18 protein-coding genes are annotated in these 18,773 nt (G+C 63.4%); 9 read left to right on the forward strand and 9 right to left on the reverse strand.

What is annotated here, in order from left to right:
* Position 1 precedes the first annotated feature (1 nt).
* The 5 genes from AAV94_RS12045 to AAV94_RS12065 all read left to right on the forward strand — a co-directional run bounded on the left by AAV94_RS12045 (position 2) and on the right by AAV94_RS12065 (position 5,111).
* Entirely contained in the window at positions 2–1,456 is a 1,455-nt protein-coding gene (locus AAV94_RS12045) for an efflux transporter outer membrane subunit (RefSeq protein WP_231731385.1), read from the forward strand.
* A 440-nt stretch (positions 1,457–1,896) separates the two neighbouring features.
* Positions 1,897–2,841, forward strand: a complete 945-nt coding sequence (gene ygiD / locus AAV94_RS12050; protein ID WP_331396818.1) for a 4,5-DOPA-extradiol-dioxygenase — start codon at positions 1,897–1,899, stop codon at positions 2,839–2,841.
* 290 nt (positions 2,842–3,131) lie between these two features.
* A complete protein-coding gene (locus AAV94_RS12055; protein ID WP_046742469.1) occupies positions 3,132–3,662 on the forward strand; it encodes a GNAT family N-acetyltransferase in 531 nt (176 codons plus the stop codon).
* A 224-nt stretch (positions 3,663–3,886) separates the two neighbouring features.
* Entirely contained in the window at positions 3,887–4,651 is a 765-nt protein-coding gene (locus AAV94_RS12060) for a M48 family metalloprotease (protein ID WP_046742559.1), read from the forward strand.
* 49 nt (positions 4,652–4,700) lie between these two features.
* Entirely contained in the window at positions 4,701–5,111 is a 411-nt protein-coding gene (locus tag AAV94_RS12065; protein WP_046742470.1) for a rhodanese-like domain-containing protein, read from the forward strand.
* Between the two features lie 273 nt (positions 5,112–5,384).
* On the opposite strand, the gene lysM is transcribed toward AAV94_RS12065, so the two are convergent.
* Positions 5,385–5,879, reverse strand: a complete 495-nt coding sequence (lysM, locus tag AAV94_RS12070; protein ID WP_046742560.1) for a peptidoglycan-binding protein LysM — start codon at positions 5,877–5,879, stop codon at positions 5,385–5,387.
* 147 nt (positions 5,880–6,026) lie between these two features.
* Between lysM and AAV94_RS12075 the strand changes: the two genes are divergently transcribed.
* The 4 genes from AAV94_RS12075 to AAV94_RS12090 all read left to right on the forward strand — a co-directional run bounded on the left by AAV94_RS12075 (position 6,027) and on the right by AAV94_RS12090 (position 10,297).
* Entirely contained in the window at positions 6,027–6,809 is a 783-nt protein-coding gene (locus tag AAV94_RS12075) for a type III pantothenate kinase (protein ID WP_046742471.1), read from the forward strand.
* Between the two features lie 305 nt (positions 6,810–7,114).
* Positions 7,115–7,609: a tripartite tricarboxylate transporter TctB family protein gene (locus AAV94_RS12080; RefSeq protein WP_046742472.1), complete on the forward strand. Its 495-nt coding sequence runs from the start codon at positions 7,115–7,117 to the stop codon at positions 7,607–7,609.
* A 33-nt stretch (positions 7,610–7,642) separates the two neighbouring features.
* Positions 7,643–9,160, forward strand: coding sequence for a tripartite tricarboxylate transporter permease (locus AAV94_RS12085; RefSeq protein ID WP_046742473.1), 1,518 nt, complete (start codon positions 7,643–7,645; stop codon positions 9,158–9,160).
* A 249-nt stretch (positions 9,161–9,409) separates the two neighbouring features.
* Entirely contained in the window at positions 9,410–10,297 is an 888-nt protein-coding gene (locus AAV94_RS12090; protein ID WP_046742474.1) for a methylglyoxal synthase, read from the forward strand.
* Positions 10,298–10,308: 11 nt separating this feature from the next.
* Here AAV94_RS12090 and eda read toward each other — a convergent pair whose 3' ends face one another.
* The 8 genes from eda to AAV94_RS12130 form a co-directional block, all read right to left on the reverse strand.
* Entirely contained in the window at positions 10,309–10,950 is a 642-nt protein-coding gene (gene eda / locus AAV94_RS12095; RefSeq protein ID WP_046742475.1) for a bifunctional 4-hydroxy-2-oxoglutarate aldolase/2-dehydro-3-deoxy-phosphogluconate aldolase, read from the reverse strand.
* 4 nt (positions 10,951–10,954) lie between these two features.
* Entirely contained in the window at positions 10,955–11,944 is a 990-nt protein-coding gene (locus AAV94_RS12100) for a sugar kinase (RefSeq protein WP_231731387.1), read from the reverse strand.
* Between the two features lie 8 nt (positions 11,945–11,952).
* Positions 11,953–13,497 (reverse strand): UxaA family hydrolase, encoded by a 1,545-nt coding sequence (locus AAV94_RS12105; RefSeq protein ID WP_046742477.1) that lies wholly within the window; start codon positions 13,495–13,497, stop codon positions 11,953–11,955.
* Entirely contained in the window at positions 13,494–14,705 is a 1,212-nt protein-coding gene (locus tag AAV94_RS12110) for a mannitol dehydrogenase family protein (RefSeq protein WP_046742561.1), read from the reverse strand. Before AAV94_RS12110 ends, AAV94_RS12105 begins: the two co-directional genes overlap by 4 nt.
* Positions 14,706–14,781: 76 nt before the next feature.
* On the reverse strand, positions 14,782–16,053 hold the full coding sequence (locus AAV94_RS12115) for a TRAP transporter large permease (protein WP_046742478.1): 1,272 nt from the start codon (positions 16,051–16,053) through the stop codon (positions 14,782–14,784).
* Complete coding sequence (locus tag AAV94_RS12120; protein ID WP_046742479.1) at positions 16,050–16,529, reverse strand: TRAP transporter small permease; 480 nt, start codon at positions 16,527–16,529, stop codon at positions 16,050–16,052. The genes AAV94_RS12115 and AAV94_RS12120 overlap by 4 nt, the downstream gene beginning before the upstream one ends.
* Before the next feature lie 127 nt (positions 16,530–16,656).
* Positions 16,657–17,643 (reverse strand): C4-dicarboxylate TRAP transporter substrate-binding protein, encoded by a 987-nt coding sequence (locus tag AAV94_RS12125; protein ID WP_156454430.1) that lies wholly within the window; start codon positions 17,641–17,643, stop codon positions 16,657–16,659.
* Positions 17,644–17,751: 108 nt separating this feature from the next.
* Positions 17,752–18,765 carry a zinc-binding alcohol dehydrogenase family protein gene (locus tag AAV94_RS12130; RefSeq protein ID WP_046742480.1) on the reverse strand — a complete coding sequence of 338 codons (1,014 nt, stop codon included), beginning with the start codon at positions 18,763–18,765 and terminating at the stop codon, positions 17,752–17,754.
* Between the last annotated feature and the right edge of the window lie 8 nt (positions 18,766–18,773).

Here is an 18,773-nt window from a genome sequence, read left to right on the forward strand (position 1 = left end):
CATGCCTGATTCCACCATGACGTTTTTCCTGGCTCGCAGCCTCACTGCGGCCGCTGCAGTGGCCGTGCTGGCAGGCTGCTCCCTGATGCCGACCTATGAGCAGCCGCCTTCACCGGTGGCTAGCGACTGGCCGCTGCACGGCCTCAGTGATGTCGACGCGCAAAATGCGCAGGGCGGCCAGGCGCTGCTGCAGTGGCAGCAGTTCGTGGCCGATCCCAATTTGCGCGAGTTGATTGCGCTGTCGCTGCAGAACAACCGTGACCTGCGCGCAGCCACCCTGGCCATTGAACAGGCGCGCGCGCAATACAACCTTGCTGGCGCCGGGCCGTTCCCGACTATCAACGCAGGCGTAACCGGGCAACGCCAGAGCACAGGCGAAGACCAGCCCATCACCTCGATGTATCAGGGCGGACTGATGGTCAGCGCCTGGGAGATCGACCTATTTGGTCGCCTGGCCAGCCTCACCGAAGCCGCGCGTGCGCAATTCTTTTCCACGGCCTATGCCCGTGAAGCCGTGCAGACCAGCCTGGTTGCCGGTGTGGCCAGCGCCTGGCTGAACCTGCAGACGGCCGAAGCAATGCTGGCGCTGACCGAGCAGACACTGGCCACCCGTGAAGAGTCGCAGCGGCTGATGCAGTTGCGATTTGATAACGGCGTGGCCTCGGCGCTTGAGATGCGCCAGGTCGAAACCCTGACCGCAACGGCCCGCGCCACGCTGGCAGAGCAGCGGCGTCTGCGGGCGCAGGCGATCAATGCGCTGGAATTGCTGGTTGGACAGCCGATTGCGGAGCAACTGCTAGTCAAGAGTGATCTGCCGCTGGATGTGTTTGCCGATGTGCCCGCAGGACTACCCTCGGATCTTCTCATTCGCCGGCCCGATATTCAGCAGGCGGAATGGACGTTGCGCGCGGCCAACGCGAATATTGGTGCGGCACGTGCGGCGTTCTTCCCAAGCATTTCTTTGACTGCCAGCCTCGGTTCGGTCAGCTCCAGCCTTTCTGACCTGTTTTCCAGTGGCACTTTTGGCTGGTCACTTGCACCGCAGGCCATCCTGCCAATTTTTGATGCCGGTCGCAATCGTGCCCGTCTTGAAGGCGCGCAAGTGGAGCGCGACATCGCTGTGACGCGCTATGAGCAAGCGATTCAGACCGCATTCCGCGAGGTTTCCGATGCGCTGGCTGGCCGCGCTACCCTGGGCGAGCAGTTACAGGCGCAGCAAGAACAAGTGCAGGCCGAGCAACAGCGCTATGAGCTGGCCAATATGCTCTACCGCAGCGGGGTTTCCAGTTTCCTGGACGCGCTGGATGCACAACGCGCGCTTTTCAGTGCTCAGCAGGCTGTGCTGCAGACGCGCTCGGCGCTGCTGGCCAATCGCATCGAGCTGTACCGTGTGCTGGGAGGGGGCTGGTCGCCCGAGCAGGCCGAGACGGCTGCCATGCCTTCCACCAGTTCGTAGCAGGAGCGGGAGGAAGTGCTGCCAGGCGTGTCCTGACGCGTGTCGTGTACCTTGCGCAGTTGTGGCGTCGGCGCCCGGCAGCATTGCCCACTGCATGATTGCCGAACTGCGCAACGCATGAAGAGATTGTGAGCAGATTCTGAGGGATGGCACCTGCAGCGCTTGCGCGGGGCATGCTGCATGGCTTGCTGTGCGCGCCTTGTGTTGGTCGGCAGAGGGCGCGATGCGTGCTATCCAGCGGCTATTTCTGCGGTCCTGCGCGTTTGCGCAGGGCCGCTCATCGTTCTGGGCCTCGGTTAGGAGTGTGCAGACGGGTTCTGTCAAAGGTTGTTTGATTATTTCTTTGGGAGAGACAATTTGTCGCGTGGATGCGGATTGTTCTTTTGATTGGCGTTTCTACAATGGCAGCAGGCCCGTATTGGGTGATGAGGAAATCTGCCATGATGCAACGTCGCCATTTGCTGGGTGCCCTGTCGGCGCTGGCCAGTCCCGGATTTGCCGCACCTCAGGTGCAGCCCCTGTCTGCTGCCACTCTGGCGCAGACCTTTGGTGGTCTCAGGCCGTCCACGCGCCAGCCCGTATTGTTCGTGGGGCATGGCAGTCCGCTGAACGTGCTGCCCGGCAATGTCTGGCACGATAGTTGGCGGCAGCTGGGCGCGCGTTTGCTCGCACAGGCAGAGCCTCCACAGCTGATTGTCAGCATCTCGGCCCATTGGCTTACGCGGGGGGGCTGGCAGGTCACGGGCATGGCCACGCCGCGCACCATCCATGACTTTGGGGGATTCCCCGACGCGCTGTATACCATGCAGTATCCGGCGCCAGGCCATCCAGCCGCCGCAGCTGCACTGGCTGACGCCTTGGGGCAGGGATTGCCCGAGGGCATCGGAATGGAAGTGGACACGCAAGACTGGGGGTTGGACCATGGCACCTGGTCGGTACTGCTGCCCATGTTTCCACAGGCTGCGATACCGGTGCTGCAGCTGAGCCTGGACTACGCCATGCCCTGGGCCGAGCACTATCGGTTTGGCCAGCAGTTGCGGCAGTGGCGCGACCATGGTGTGCTGGTGCTGGGCAGCGGCAATATCGTCCACAACTTGCGCCGCATGCAGTATGAGGCGTCGCCGCATCAGGCCTACGACTGGGCCTTGGAATTCGACGAGGCGGTGTACCAGCGCATCCAGCGTGGCGAATTGGCTGCCCTGGCGGAATTCTCGCCAGATGACCCGCTGGTGCGCCTGGCGCATCCCACGTACGACCACTATTTGCCGTTGCTCTACGCGGCAGCGGCCACGTATCCAGACGAGCCGGTGGAGGTCTTCAATCGCGGCTTCCAGCTCGCCTCCGTCTCGATGCAGTCCGTTCTCTGGGGAGCCGCGTCTTCCTGAAGCCGCGCGCCTGACTGTTCCGAGGGGATTGCGGTGCCGGCGGCAGCGTGCCGGTCAATGGCAAGGTGCAAGCGGACAATCGCGCGGCGGCGCCGCTGCCGGCCTGGCCTCGGCATGCGGGCCAGTCCCCGCGCGTTAATGCACGCTTGCGCAAATTGCCCCGGTGCGCAAGTGCCCTGCGATATTGCCATGCGAAAAGGTCTGTCAAGCCATTTCACCTATTGATATTTGCGGGGGCAAGGGCCAGAATACGCCGCTTTCGCAATTACTCGTTTTCCCTAGTTTTGACCATGTCGACAATCCAGGTTCGAGCCGCCACGCTTCGCGATGCCAAGGCCATCGCGCAAATTCACACCGCAGCCATGCAGGCCGCCTACAAGGGGCTGGTGCCGGACGAGCATCTGAAATCGATCAATCTGGAAAAGCGCATCGCTTACTGGCGTGAAGCCATCGAGTACTGCGAGCCGCAGGTCAAGGTCGCACTCGAGAACGACAAGATCGTCGGTTTCGTCGGTTTCGACCGCTCCCGTGATGAGAAGACCCGTCCCACTACTGGCGAGATCTGGGCCATCTACATCGCGCCGAGCCATTGGAACAAGGGCGTTGGTGCTGCACTGTGGCAGGCCGCACGGGAAGGACTGCACGAGGAAGGCTGCACCAACGTGACGGCCTGGGTGCCGGTGCAGAACGAGCGTGCCCTCAAATTCCATGAAACAGCGGGCTTCGAGCGTGACACCTGCAGCGTCAAGACTGCTGTGATCGGCGGCATGAAGCTTGAGGAGATCCGCGTCAAGCGTTCGCTGACTACCGGACGAATCTGATTGGTGCAGGGCCCACTGTCAATTGAATGGGTGCCGGGAGCGGCAGACCGTTGCAGAGGCCGCTCAGATGCGGCCTTTGTCATGTGGGCAGGCGCTGCGTCTGCCGTGGGAGTGCCGTGCGGTAGGGACGTGATGGATAATGGACCGGGCGATGCGTCCGATGGTATCTGGCTATTTGCGTCCGATGCAAGAAGGAGAGATGTGCGGTGATGGTGACAAAAACTATGCAGGGCGGTGTGAGTAAAAAACTGCTCGTTGCAGTCGCGCTGGCTGTCACGGTGGCCGGGTGTCAGCTTAACGACGGCATCCTGAATGCCGGAGGCAAGGCGCTGGCGGCTGCCTTTCTGAGCGATCAGGATGTGGCTGCGCTGTCGCAGCAGGCCTGCGAGGCCGCCGACGCGGAGAACCGTGTTGCCGCCAGCGGCAGTCGCTACGCGCAGCGTCTGGCGCGACTGGTTCAGCCGTTCCCGCGGCAAATCAATGACCAGCCACTGAACTACAAGGTCTATGAGGGAGAGGAAGTCAACGCGTGGGCCATGGCCAATGGCTGCGTGCGCGTCTACACCGCGCTGATGGACCTGATGAACGACGCAGAACTGCAAGGCGTTATCGGCCATGAAATCGGGCACGTTGCGCTGGGGCACTCGGCCGCGCGGCTTCGCACCGCGTACATGACATCGGCAGCGCGCGAGGCCGTTGCTGCCAGCGGCAGCACGACAGCGGCGGTGTTGTCGCAATCGGTGGCGGGGGACCTGGCGGAGACCCTCATTCACGCGCAGTTCTCGCAGGCCAACGAGCTGGCTGCAGACGACTATTCAGTGAGCCTGCTGCAGCAGCTGGGCATCGATCCGCGCGCGCTGGTGACGGGTTTCCAGAAACTCAGTGCGCTCAGCAGTGGCGGTGGTGCCATCGCCAATCTGGTCAGCAGCCATCCGCCTTCGGCGCGGCGCGCCGAGCATATCGAGCGGCGTCTTGCTGGCGGCCGATGAGCGGCTGCACCGACCGCCATATTCTTTTGCAACCAGGAGCTGTATTGCCGTGACTGATGAATCGCCATCCAAATACGCTGCGGACATCCTGCCCGAGCAGGCCTGGGAGTGGGTGCAGCGCGGTGAAGCGGTGCTGGTTGACGTGCGCAGCGATGCCGAGCGCGAGTGGGTCGGCGCGGTGCCGGGCGCACTGGCCGTGCCGCTGAAGCAGTGGCCGGGGATGGCCATGAATCCGGACTTCGACGCAACACTGCTTGCCCAGGTGCCGGTGGGAAGCAAGAAGCTGCTCATGCTCTGCCGCAGCGGCGTGCGCTCGATGGCTGCCGCAGAACGCGCCACGGCACTGGGCTACGAGGCCTACAACGTGCTGGAAGGCTTTGAAGGCCCACTCGATGAGAACGGGCACCGTGGCACATTGGGCGGCTGGCGCAAGCGCGGTTTGCCATGGGTACAGCGTTGAGGCGCTGTTGACGGGTGCCCCCAGAGGCCCCGGGCAGTCGGGCAATGCCGCTGCACCGGGCGTAGCCCAGCGGCCCGTGGGCGTTTAACCTGCCAGCGGCCTCGCTGCTGCGTGGCAATTCCTCGGCGAGCATCCTGCCCGGATGGGTGTTTGTGCCTTGCAGGCCATTCCCTGGAAATGCTAGCGGTGGGGCCTTGCTGTGTCGCAGCCGCAAAAAAAACGGCGCCACGAGGCGCCGTCCATGGTTGTTGGGTGGCACTGGACCCTATGACGTCAGAGGGGCGGGATGCGCAGCTTCTGGCCAGGATAGATCTTGTCCGGATCGCTGAGCATGGGCTTGTTGGCTTCGAAGATCACCATGTATTTGTTGGCATCGCCGTAGTATTTCTTCGCGATGGCCGAGAGCGTGTCGCCTTTTTCGACGTCGTGATACTGCGCCTCGGGCTCCGGGTTGGTGACGGTCAGCTGGTTGTCCACCTCCGTGACGTTGGCCACGTTGCCGGCGCTGAGGATGACCTTTTCCGCGTCCTGCTGCGTCGCCGCCGTACCCTTGACGGTGACCTTGCCGGTGTTGCCATCGAACGTGACATGCAGATCCGTCACGTTGAGATTCTGGGCCTGGATGTATTTCGTGATGGCTTGCGCGGCGCTTGTGTCAAGCTGCGCCTGTGTGGCCGCACCGTTGGCATCAGCGGCGGGAGCCGCTGTAGCTTCCTTGCCTCCAAACAGTTTCTCCCCTGCGCTTTGGATGAACTTGAAAAGTCCCACAGTCAACCTCCTGGATGAACGTGCCGCGCCGACATGGCGCAGCTTGTATACCCGGAGTGTAGCAACCTCGCAGGCCGAGCCCAGCTGGCTGGCGCGCATACCCGAGCGTATGATTTTGCCCTTGCGTCCCACAATGGTTCCATCGCGATGACTTTTCTTGCTATCGACATAGGCAATACCCGATTGAAATGGGCGCTCTACAGCCAGGCCCGCAAGGGCGCTAAACTGCAGGCGCAGGGCGTGGAGTTTCTCGATCACATCGATCGCCTTTCGGAGAATCATTGGGCGGGTTTGCCCGCACCGTCGCTGATGCTGGGCTGTGCGGTGGCCGGCGATGCGGTGCGCCGCCGCGTCATTGAGCAGCTGGAGATCTGGGACATTGAGCCCCAGTGGGTGCATTCCAGCAAGCAGGCAGCGGGGGTGATCAATGGCTACGACCATCCCGGTCGGCTGGGGGCCGATCGCTGGGTGGCGATGATTGGCGCGCGCAATCGCATGCTGGCCCGAGAAGCCGAACCGCGGCCGATCATTCTCGTCATGGTCGGCACTGCCGTGACGGTGGAGGCCATTGATGCGCAGGGCCATTTTCTGGGCGGGCTGATCCTGCCTGGGCATGGCATCATGCTGCGGGCGCTGGAATCGGGAACGGCGGGCCTGCATGTGCCAACCGGCGAGGTCAAGCCGTTTCCGACAAATACCAGCGATGCCCTGACCAGCGGCGGTACCTATGCCATTGCCGGGGCGGTCGAGCGCATGACGCAGCACCTGCAGCAACGCACCGGCCAGGCGCCAGCCTGCATCATGACTGGCGGTGCAGGCTGGAAGATGGCGCCCAGCATGGTGCGGCCCTTCGAACTGGTGGAAAGTCTCATCTTCGAGGGATTGCTGGCGCTGGCCGAGGAGCGCGCCGACGCGGCCGTCGGCGCATAGCGGCGCAGGCCGGGATGCGGCGGCGCATTCGTTTCTGACAGACCCTGGCGGCGTAGAGCAATGGCCGGCAACAGGGCCTGTCCTGCGCTGTAGCTGAAGCGGGGGTGAGAACGGGGCCTTGTAGGGTCAAGGCCCCTTGAAAAGGCCCCTTCGTTGCCGGAGCGAGGTCGGGCGCGGCTAGTGACTTTCCCTAGATGTGAGACAGGGTCAGGGAAAAGTCAGGTTTATCTCCTTATGCTCACGTCAGGCGCGGGCCTGCCGAGCGCTGACACGGGTTTCCGGGAAGAACGAGAACTGGAGTTGGAATGCTGATAAAGAGCCAAAAGGATTTTTTTGCCGGGTTGATGTTTGCGGTTGTAGGCGTGGCCTTTGCCGTGGGCGCTACGAACTACAGTATCGGCACGGCGGCGCGCATGGGGCCGGGATACTTTCCGCTGCTGCTGGGGATTTTGCTGGCCGTGCTGGGGGGGCTGATCATGTTGACAGCCATTTTCCGCCGCAACCCGCGGGCCGACGGCGATCCTGTCGGGTCGTGGGCATGGCGACCACTGGTGCTGGTGCTGGGGGCGAACTTTGTGTTTGGCATCCTGCTGGTGGGGCTGCCAAGCCTGGGCATACCGTCGATGGGGTTGATGGTGGCGATTTTTGCGCTTACGGTCATTGCCAGTCTGGCCGGTCATGCCTTTTCTTGGCGCAGCGCCATCGTGCTGGCTATCGTGCTGTGCATCGGCAGTTATCTGGTCTTCATCAAGAGCCTGAATCTGGTGATTCCCGTCTGGCCCAGCTTTTTGGGTGGGTGATGGACATTCGGATCGTTTCTAGGAGCCATTGCCATGTCTGACATGCTTGCCAACCTGTCGCTGGGTCTGAGCGTTGCGTTCACGGCCACCAACATTCTCTACGCCTTCGTCGGCTGTCTGCTGGGCACGCTGATTGGCGTGCTGCCCGGGCTGGGGCCCGTGCCTACGATCGCGATGTTGCTGCCCATTACCTATGGGCTTGAGCCGGTCTCGGCGCTCATCATGCTTGCCGGAATTTACTATGGGGCCCAGTACGGCGGCTCGACCACGGCGATTCTGGTCAACCTTCCGGGGGAGGCTGGATCGGTGGTGACCGTGATTGATGGACACCAGATGGCCCGCCGTGGCCGGGCCGGGCCTGCGCTTGCGGCAGCGGGCATCGGCTCGTTCATTGCCGGCAGCTTCGCGACGCTGGTGATTGCCGCCTTTGCCGTGCCGCTGACGGCGGTGGCGTTCATGTTTGGTCCCGCAGAGTATTTTTCACTGATGGTGCTTGGCCTTATTGGCGCGGTCGTACTGGCTTCGGGCTCGCTGCTCAAGGCCATCGCGATGATCGTGCTGGGACTGCTGCTCGGCATGATCGGCACCGACATCAACTCCGGGGTGGCGCGATATGCGTTCGATATTCCGGAGCTGACAGACGGTATTGACTTCGTCGCCATTGCCATGGGGGTTTTTGGGTTCGGCGAGATCATCGCCAATCTCGGGCGGCCTTCCGAGCAGCGCGACATCGTGGCGACCAAGGTCACGGGCCTGATGCCCACCCGGGATGACTTCAGGCGCATGGCACCAGCCATCCTGCGCGGTACGCTGATGGGATCGGTGCTGGGCATCTTGCCGGGCGGTGGGGCATTGCTGTCGTCCTTTGCGTCGTACACACTTGAGAAAAAGACCCGGCTACGGCCGGGCGAGCTGCCGTTTGGCCAGGGCAATATCCGCGGGGTGGCCGCGCCGGAGTCTGCCAACAATGCCGGTTCGCAAACCTCGTTCATCCCGCTGCTGACACTGGGTATTCCATCCAACGCGGTGATGGCGCTGATGGTGGGCGCCATGACTATCCATAACATCCAGCCCGGTCCCGAGGTGATGAACAGCAATCCCGAGCTGTTCTGGGGTCTGATCGCATCGATGTGGATCGGCAATGCCATGCTGATTGTGCTCAACCTGCCGCTGATCGGCATCTGGGTGAAGCTTCTGACTGTGCCTTACCAGTGGCTGTTTCCCGCCATCGTGCTGTTCTGCTCGCTGGGGGTCTACACCACCAACAACAATGTGTTCGACATATGGATGGTGGGAGTTTTTGGCCTCGTAGGCTACCTCTTCCACAAGCTGGACGTGGAACCTGCGCCGCTGATCCTGGGCTTCATCCTGGGGCCGATGATGGAGGAGTACCTGCGCCGGGCACTGCTTCTGTCGCGCGGTGATTGGTCCGTGCTGGTCACGCGCCCGATCTCGGCGGGGCTGCTGACTGCTGCCGCCATACTGTTGTTGGTGGTGCTACTGCCCTCGGTGCGCAAGAAGCGCGAGGAAGCCTTCGTCGAGGAAGGCTGATACGCCTTTTGCAGACGATGGGTGCGGCCGCTCCGCGCGCACCGGGCCTACCCGGATCTGCGGCTGCGCGAGATGGGTCGCCAGCTTGGCGGTTATCCGATGGTTTCTTTGCTGCCGGCGGCGCTGCAAACCTGCGTACGATTGTGGCATGCGTAGTGCAGCGGACGCGGCTCGCAGCCCACAAACCGCAAACAGGTTCTAATGCGCAATAACAGACGTTCAGCAACGCAATTCAAGGAGGCTTTAGCGATGGATGTTGCACTCAGAGTAGGCTTTGCCGCGAACGTGGCGCATCATCAGAGCGTGTTGCGCGACTGTCTGTCTGCGTGCGAGCAGGGTGTTCGTGAACTGGGCGTGCAGCTGCGGGTGGTGGGCCGCACGTATGACGCGATTGCCGAAGCAGGCCTGCTGCAGGGCTACGACGGCTTGCACAAGTATCCCTACGGCAGGGATGGCGGGCTGATGCGTCTGGTGGCCGAGGTCGTCGGACTGGGGCCGGACCGCACGCTCGACGGGGTGATTTACCTGATCGATCCGGTCGATCCCTCGTCGATATTTCCGGAGGCCCTGGCGCTCAAGCGCCAGTGCGTCATTCATGGCAAGCCCTTCGTTTCCACGATGGCGGGCTTGCGCGACTGGCTGGAGATGGAGCGAGTGACGCGTGGCCTAGCGCCGGACGCGCAGGTCGACGATCTGCACCAGTTCGAGGCGCAGACGCTCGCGCTGATTGCGCACGATGCGCTCAAACCGCAGATGCTGGCGTTCGTCGAGCGCAATTTTGCGCTGCTCTCACGCTTTGGCCAGCGGGTGGGCACGGGAACCACGGGCCAGCAACTGAACGAGCTTGCGCGGCGCCTCGGCTGGCAAGGCCCCGGAGACTGGATACAGCGTTTTCAGAGCGGCCCGCTCGGCGGCGACGCGCAGATCGCCGATCTGGTGTTGCAGGGGCGATGCCAGCGCGTGATCTTTTTCGAAGACCCGCACGTGGCGCGCCAGCACGAAGCCGATATCCAGTTGCTCGAGCGCGCCGTCACCACCCGCACGCGCAGCGTGGTGTGCACGACCAGCCCGCCGGTAGCACAGCGCTGGTGCGACGCCGCGCAGGCGCGTGCCCGCGCGCGCGGCGCCTCACACTGATACGCGTTGCCTCACCGGGCGAGCGCGCTGGCTTCACGCGCGAGTTCGGTGATGCGGCGCCAGTCGCCGGCGCGCACGGCGTCATCAGGCACCAGCCAGGAGCCGCCGACGCAGGCGACGTTGGGCAGGGCGAGGAACTGCCCGACGTTCTCTGCGGAGATGCCTCCCGTCGGGCAGAAGCGGATGTCGCCGAACGGCCCGTGCCACGCCTTGAGCAACGCAGCGCCGCCGGCCGGCACGGCCGGAAAGAACTTGAGCACCTCGTGGCCGTCATGCGCAGCCTGCATGATCTCGCTGGCGGTGGCCACGCCGGGCAGCAGGGGCAGGCCGGCCTCGCGGCAGGCCGCGCCGAGCGTGCCGCAGTAGCCAGGGCTCACCGCAAAGCGGGCACCGGCGGCAGCCGCCGACGTGACGTCCGCAGGGGTGCGTACGGTGCCGGCGCCCACGACCGCCTGCGGCACTTCGCGGGCAATGGCGGCAATGCAATCCAGCGCAACAGGTGTGCGCAAGGTGACTTCGAGCATGCGGATGCCGCCCGCCACCAGAGCCTGGGCAAGGGGCACGGCATGCGCCGTCTCACGCAGGACGATCACGGGAATGACGGGTGCGTCGGCCACCACGTCGTGGGCAGAAAGAGAATGCTTGAGTGTCATGATGTCAGGCGCACCGGGGTTGGGCGCAGATCGATTCGAGTTGGGCACGAGTGGGCAGGCCGTCGGAGTCGCCCGGAAACTGCACGACGCGCGCGCCGATGGCATTGCCACGCGCGGCCGCCTGCGGCAGGCCCAGCCCTTCGAGCAGGGCGCTGATGACGCCCACTGCAAAGCCGTCGCCCGCCCCCACCGTATCCACGACGTGAGCGACGGGGATGGCTTCGGCGATTCCGCCTTCGCTGGCGTCCTGCCACCAAGCGCCTTGCGGACCGAGCTTGACCACCACGCGCTGCGCGCCGGCTTGCAGATAGTGGCGGGCGATCGCCTGCGGATCGCGCGTGCCGAGCAGCACTTCGCCTTCCGCCCTGCCCGGCAATATCCAGTCGGCCAGGGCGGCGATCCGGTTGAGCGTATCGACCATGATCTGCTGCGAGGGCCACAGACGCGGACGCAGGTTGGGATCGAAGGAGATGCTCGCGCCGGCCGCACGAGCGCGCGCCACCAGTTCCAGCACCATGGCGAGCGTGCTGCCCGACAGCGCGGGCGTGATGCCGGTCAGGTGCAGGTGACGCGCGGGAAAGACGCGGGGCAGATCGTCCACCCCGAGATGGCTGGCGGCCGAGCCCGCGCGATGGTATTCGATCTGCGGGTCGCTGCCGTCGTCGGTTTTCGACTTGAGCATGAACCCGGTGCGCTGCGCGGCATCGCGCACAACGTAGCTGTCGTCGATGCCTTCCCGGCGCAGTTCGCCCGCGAGATAGTCGCCGAACGAATCCTGGCCGAGCCGCGTGATGTAGCCGCAGCGCAGCCCGAGCCGGGACAGGCCGATCGCCACGTTCAGTTCGGCGCCGGCGGCGCAGCGCACAAAGCGCGATACGCTGTGCAGCGGCCCGGGATCGGCCGCGGCAAACAGCACCATGGGCTCGCCCACGGTCAGGACGTCCAGGCGCGCTGAGGCGCCGGAGGGTGTGTCGGACATTACGGAGACGGTCATGCGTTGCGTCACATTACAGCGCCGAGTTGCCACGGCAGGAATTCGTTGTCGCCCAGGCCATTGAGCTCGCTCTTGCTGCGCTCGCCCGATGCAGTGGCGATCATCAGCTCGAACAGCGCCTCGGCCGCCTCATCGATGCGCATCGTGCCGTCGATGATCTCGCCGCAGTTGAAGTCCATGTCGAGCTCCATGTGCCGGAACATCGCGGTATTGGTGGCGAGCTTCAGCGAAGGCGTGGGCTTGCAGCCATACGTCGAACCACGGCCGGTGGTGAAACAGATCAGGTTGGCGCCACCGGCGACCTGGCCAGTGGCCGAGACCGGATCGTAGCCCGGGGTGTCCATGAACACCAGCCCTCGGGCGGTCACGGGTTCGGCATATTCGTACACGGCCATCAGCCCGCTGGAGCCGGCCTTGGCGACCGCGCCCAGGGACTTCTCCAGAATCGTGGTGATGCCGCCGGCCTTGTTGCCCGGCGACGGGTTGTTGTCCAGGTCGCCGCCGTGCAGCGCGGCGTAGCGCTCCCACCACGCCAGACGCTGCATCAGCCGCTCGGCGACCTCGGGGCTCGCGGCCCGGTGCGTGAGCAGGTGTTCGGCGCCATAGATCTCGGGCGTCTCCGAGAGGATGGCCGTGCCGCCGTGCGCGACCAGCAGGTCGACCGCGGCGCCCAGCGCGGGGTTGGCGCTGATGCCGGAGTACCCGTCGGAGCCGCCGCATTGCAGGCCGACGACGAGGTGATCGAGCGGCACGGGCTGACGCCGACACGCGTTGGCCTGTGGCAGCATCGCCTGTACCAGTTGACGGCCCCGCTCGATGGTGCTGCGCGTGCCGCCTTCTTCCTGGATCGTCAGGGTTGCGAGCAAGCCCTCATCGCGCGGCTGCAGCGTGCCCAGCAACGGCGCGATCTGGTTGACTTCACAACCGAGCCCGATGATGACGATGCCCGCGAAGTTCGGATGGTTGGCGTAGCCGCGCATGGTCCGCTGCAACAGTGCCAACCCCTCGCCGTTGCCGCCCATGCCACAGCCGCTGCCATGCGTGATGGCCACCACGCCATCGACGTTCGGAAATGCCGAGGACACGTCCGCAAAGCCATTGGCGATGTGCCGACAGACCGTCGCCGAACAATTGACGCTGGAAATCACGCCGATGTAGTTGCGCGTGCCCACGCGTCCATCGGCGCGCACGTAGCCCGCAAAGGTACGGGGCTGTGCGACCGGTACGGTGGGGACGTAGCCAGCCCCGGCCTGATGTTGCTGGTGCGAGGCCACCATGCCCAGGTTGTGCACGTGAACGTGCTCGCCCGGCGCGATGGCCTGCGTGGCCACGCCGATGGACTGGCCGTACTTGCGCACCACGGCCCCGGCCGCAATCGCCTCAAGTGCGAATTTATGGCCGGGCGCCACGGCCTCGGACAGGGTGACCTCCAGATTACCCAGGCGAACACGGCGCCCGGCTGACAGCGGCACGCGCGCCACGCCGACGTTGTCGCTGGGCGACAGGCGTATGGCCGTGATCGCATTGGGCGGGGTTATGGCGGATTCAGTCATGATACAGAGATCCTGGAAGGGGTGGCTTGCGCGCTTTCGCGGCCCGAACACGTGGCCAGCGCCGCGCGCAGACGCGGCTGTGGCAGTTGCAGCCCCAGCGCCTCGGCCCGGGCAATGATGGGCGCGAGCCGCCGCTGCTTTTTCTGGGCATGGTTCTGCGCGATGTCGGCGAGTCGATGGTGCAGGAAGGGATTCTCGAAGCGCTCGCGCACGGACCCGACATACGCGAGCGCGACGGCGTGGCCCGCGCTGCCGGATGCGCCGAAGACAGGCAATATTTCCTCGGCCCAGAGCGCTTCGAGCTCGGCGCGCAGGGCCGCATCGCACATGGCCTGACGCACGATTTCATCGGCCGGGCGGCTGCCGTCGGCCTGGCCTTGCAACCAGCGCTCGGCCAGAAAGGTATGGGCGGCATTGAGCAGAAAGAGCTTGAGCTGCTCGAACTGCTCGAGGTTGTCGGTGAGCGTAATGGCCGGATGCTCACACGGCAATTGCAGGCCGTCCTGGGCTTCGATGGCCCACAGCGCATACGGCTCGGCGACGGCGCCCACGGGCTCAATGGCCTCAGACACGATGCGATCGACCAGCGAATTGGCCCACACGCACCGGGTGCCTAGCCAAGCGATGAACGCCTCATCCAGGCGCCACCGCGCGGCCAGGGTGCAGACCAGTTCGTGCAGCACCTGCCCGTTGCGCTCGATCAGCTCGCAAGGCAGCAGCGTGAGCGGCGCATCAGGGCTGCTCGTCCAGCGCCCATGCAGCAGTACCAGCAGCTTGGCCGGAAAGCTTGCCGGGGCGGGCGCATCGGCCGCCAGGGCGGCCGGGCCGTCCTCATCGCGCAGGGCATATCCGCGATCGGCGGTGTTTGACAGGATCACCCTGACGGCCGGACTGGCCACGCCGGCGCGCAACGCCTGCCAGTGCGCAGGATCGTGCGTGCGCAGGGCCTGGCGCACGGCCGTGCATTGCACGCGCTCATCGACCTGCCTGCCTGCTCCGATCCCGCGGATTACCACGGGATAGCCGCTGCCCGCGGCGAGCGCGGCAACGCGCGCACTGCTGGCCGGATTGTCGGTGGTTTGCACGACGGTGATTCCGCCGATGGCCGAGTGCGCGCCCGCGCACCCCTGCAAGGCATCGGAGACGAACAGGTCGGCATGGGCAAGGAGAAATCGGCTGGTGCCGAACTGGACGATGGGTTCGATCATGACAGGAAGGACGTCGGGCAAGCGCATGTGCGCGTTCGAAAGAGCACATGCGCGGCGAGCCACAGCGGCTCGGAAATCAGGTGAGCGCCAGAGAAATGGCTGGAATGTAGGTCACCAGCATGAGCGCCACCAGCAACGCGAGAAAGAGCGGCAGGCCCTGCTTGAGAAAGTCGTTCATCTTCACGTTGGTGATGTTGCAGACCAGCAGCATCACGGTTCCCACCGGCGGGGTGAGCGTACCGATCGAAAGATTGAGGATCATCACCAGCCCGAAATGCACCGGGTCGATGCCCAGCTGCAGCACGACCGGCTTGAGCAGCGGCACCAGCACGATGATGAGCGCGGTGCCTTCGATGAACATGCCGACCGTCAACAGCAGGATGTTGACCAGCGTGAGAAAGACGTACTTGTTGTCAGTCAGGCTGGTGATCCAGTCGGCCATGGCCACGCCGGCCTGCTCCAGCGAAAAGATCCATGCCAGGGCGGAACTGGCCATGATCACCAGCATCACGGCGGCCGTGGAGCGAGCCGTGTCGACCAATGCCGATGCGACGTGCGAGACCTTCATTTCCCGGTAGATCACGAAGCCGATGAAGGTCACCAGCAGCACGGCCGCAGCGCCAGCTTCGGTCGGCGTGAAAATGTTGGCCCGAATACCGCCAACCACGCCAACGAGCACGAATACTGCAGGCCAAGCGTGAATCAGCGCGCTGCCGTACTCCCGGGGCTTGGGCCATTCCTTGAGGGCGGGCTGATAGCCGCGTTTGACGGAAATAAGCCAGATCGTGAGCATCAGCAGAACCGCGCACAGCAGCCCGGGCAGAATGCCCGCCATGAACATGCTGCCGATTGACACGTCGGCGACCATGCCGTAGATGATGAGCGCGATGCCGGGCGGGATGATGGGAGTGACCAGAGAGCCGCAGCCCGTCACCGCCGCGGCGAACGCGCGGTTATAGCCCGAACGCTCCATCTCGGGCACCATCATGCGCGAGAGCATGGCCGCATCGGCAAGGTTCGAGGCACTCACGCCTCCCATCAGCGTGCTCATCATGACGTTGGCCATGGCCAGGCCGCCGCGCAGCCTGCCGACCAGCAGGCTCGCCAGGCGCAGGATGCGTTCGGCCACGCCGGTGTGCGAGAGCAAGGTGCCCAGCAGGATGAAGAAGGGGATCGCCAGCAGCGAACTGTTCTGCGTGGGTGCCACCAGACGCTGTACTGCGATGCCCATGGGCACGTTGCTGAAGAAAACGAAATAGATGATGATGGCCGTGAACATGGCCAGGTAGATGCGCATGTTCAGCAGCATTAGCGCGAACATGATGGGCAGTATCAACATCCAGCTCATGGCGTGGTCACTCCTTGACGGCCCAGCAAATGGCAAAGATTTCGCTTGATCTGGGGCAGGGTAAACAGTGCGGTCAGACAGGCACCGATAGGGACGGCCAGGTACACCCAGTACCAGGACACCTTGAGAATCTGGGTGAGGCGAAACTTAGCGCCACCGGCAAGCTGCCAACCCAGCCAGGCCATGTAAAGCAGCAACGCTACCGACAGCACGCACATGATCAGGTTCACCAGTGCGGCAAGTTGCGGGCGCATGGCATCAGTCAGGAAGGAGATCGTCAGATTGCTCTCCTGGCGCTCGGCCACCGCCATGCCGAGAAAAACGATCCAGACCATCAACAGACCGGACATTTCTTCCGTCCAGTGCCAGGGGCTATTGAAAAAGTAGCGCATGATCACGCCGCCGATCGTGATCGCTACCAGCGCGAACAAGGTGCATCCGGCCAGAATCATGGCCAGTCTTTCAAGGGTTTTCATAGGAAGAATCTGTCTTCGACACGCCTGCAGAAGGTGTGTAGGAGGAGATGGCCAGCCCGCATCTAACTGCAAACCAGCCTGACCCGTAACATGCAATGAATCTGGGCCGACGCTGCGGGCTTGTGTGTCACTTCAGCTGCTGCTGAATCGTCTCGTAGAGATTTGGCGACCATTCGGGAAACTGCTGGTAGACCGCCAGCGCTTTTGCGCGGAACGGCGCAAGATCGGGATAGATCACCTCTACGCCGGCAGCCTTCATCGCCTCGATGATCTTGGCGTCTTCTTCCGTGGCGACCTGCTGGCTGTACAGACCCGCTTCGCGGCCAGTTTCGTGAATGATCTCCACCAGCTGCGGATCCAGTGTGCTAAAGAACGCTTCCCCACCGACCCAGACCGAAGTATTGGTGATGTAGCTGATCATCGAAAGGTATTTAGCCTGCTCATGCAGCTTCTGGCCATACAGCACCGGTAGCGGATTTTCGACTCCGTCGATCATGCCCTGCGTGAGTGCGGGGTAGACGTCACCCAACGGCATTGGCGTTGGAGTGGCGCCCATGACCTCGAAGGTCTTGATCTGCATGATGTTGTTGGGCACGCGAATCTTCATGCCCTGGAGATCTTCTGGCGTGTTTACGGGCTTCTTGGCCAGCAACTGGCGCACGCCGTACAGGTAGTTGGTCATTACCAGATGCACGCCCTTCTGCTTGAGCGACTCGTTCTTCTCCTTGAACCAGTCACTCTCGTAGATGGCGAACAACTTGTCCGGATTGTCCGTCAGGTAAGGTCCGAACAGCACGCCTAAGTCTGGTTCGTAATCCGCCAGAAAGGCCACGTCACTGAGCGTGATGACGTTCATGCCCATCATCGCCTGGTCCATGACGTCGTTTTTGGAGCCCAGTTGCGAGCTGGGGTACAACTCGAACTTCACCTTGCCACCGCTGCGCTCTTTGACCAGATCGGCCCAGTGGCGCATGACCTTGTCCAGCGGCTCGCCAGGATGATTCTCGTAGGCCACCTTGATGGCAACAGACTCTTGCGCCAAGGCGCCGGACGCTAGACCTAGGGCCAGCACGCTGGAGGTCAAGAAGGTCTTGCACACTGAGGAAAGTTTCACGGTTGTCTCCTGTGAGTAGAAAAGAAAAGTAAAAAGCGCGGGCCGTTCGTCCTGAATGCCGTGTCTTTCCACCTGGCGTGCCCTGTGGTTGGCGCAGGGCTGATTAAGTCAGCACTCGATGAGCACCTTCAGCGTCCTCGCGCGCTCGGCGTCCCAATACGGCAGCGCCTGGTCTGCCTGCGCTAGCGGAAATACACGGCTGATCAGCCGGTCGGCATCGTCGCGTCGCTCAAGGAAGTCGATGACGGCGGCGAAGTCGGCCATCGTGGCGTTGCGAGAGCCGTGTATATCGAGCTCTTTCAGGTTGAAGAACTGAGTCTGGTAAGAGACGGGCTGCTTGGCGTAGCCGACATAGACAACGCGTCCGGCGTAGCACGCCAAGTCGATCGCCTGCGTGAAGGTCAGTGGCAAACCCACGGCTTCAATCACGACGTCGGCGCCATGGCCATCGGTTAAAGCGAGAATCTGCTCGGTAAGGTCGGCAGCAGTTGCATTGACCGTATGGGCGGCGCCGAAGTCGCGGGCCAATGCGGTCTTCTCGGCACTTGGATCGATGGCAATCACTTCGCCACCGTAGTGTGCGGCGCCAGCCACCGCGCCCATGCCGATCATGCCGCAGCCTATTACCACCACCTTGTCGCAAGGACCGACGCGTCCACGCGCGGCAGCGTGAAAGCCAACCGAAAGCGGCTCGACTAGCGCAAGGTGTTGCGGCGCGAGCGTGTCGTTGAGAATCAGCTTTTCGTAAGGCAGGGCAATGAACTCGGCAAGCCCTCCCTCCTGCTGTACGCCCATTGTGCGGTTGTACTTGCACGCATTGACGCGGCCTTTCAGACATGAAGAGCAATGGTTGCAATTGGTATAGGGCATCACAATCACCCGCTTGCCAGGCGCGTAGGTGGCAGGGACTTCTGCGCCGACCTCTGCAATCTCGCCACCGATCTCATGCCCGGGCACGCGCGGTAACTGCACCAGCGGATTCAGCCCCTTGAAGGTGTTGAGGTCACTGCCGCACAGACCGACGTGGCGCACGCGTACCAACACCTCGCCTGCATTAGGTTTGGGGATCGGGATATCCTGCAAGACGCTTTTGCCTTCGGCAGAGATCAGTAGGGCTTTCATGGATATTA

The sequence above is a fragment of the Lampropedia cohaerens genome (assembly GCF_001005215.1).
Classification (GTDB): domain Bacteria; phylum Pseudomonadota; class Gammaproteobacteria; order Burkholderiales; family Burkholderiaceae_C; genus Lampropedia; species Lampropedia cohaerens.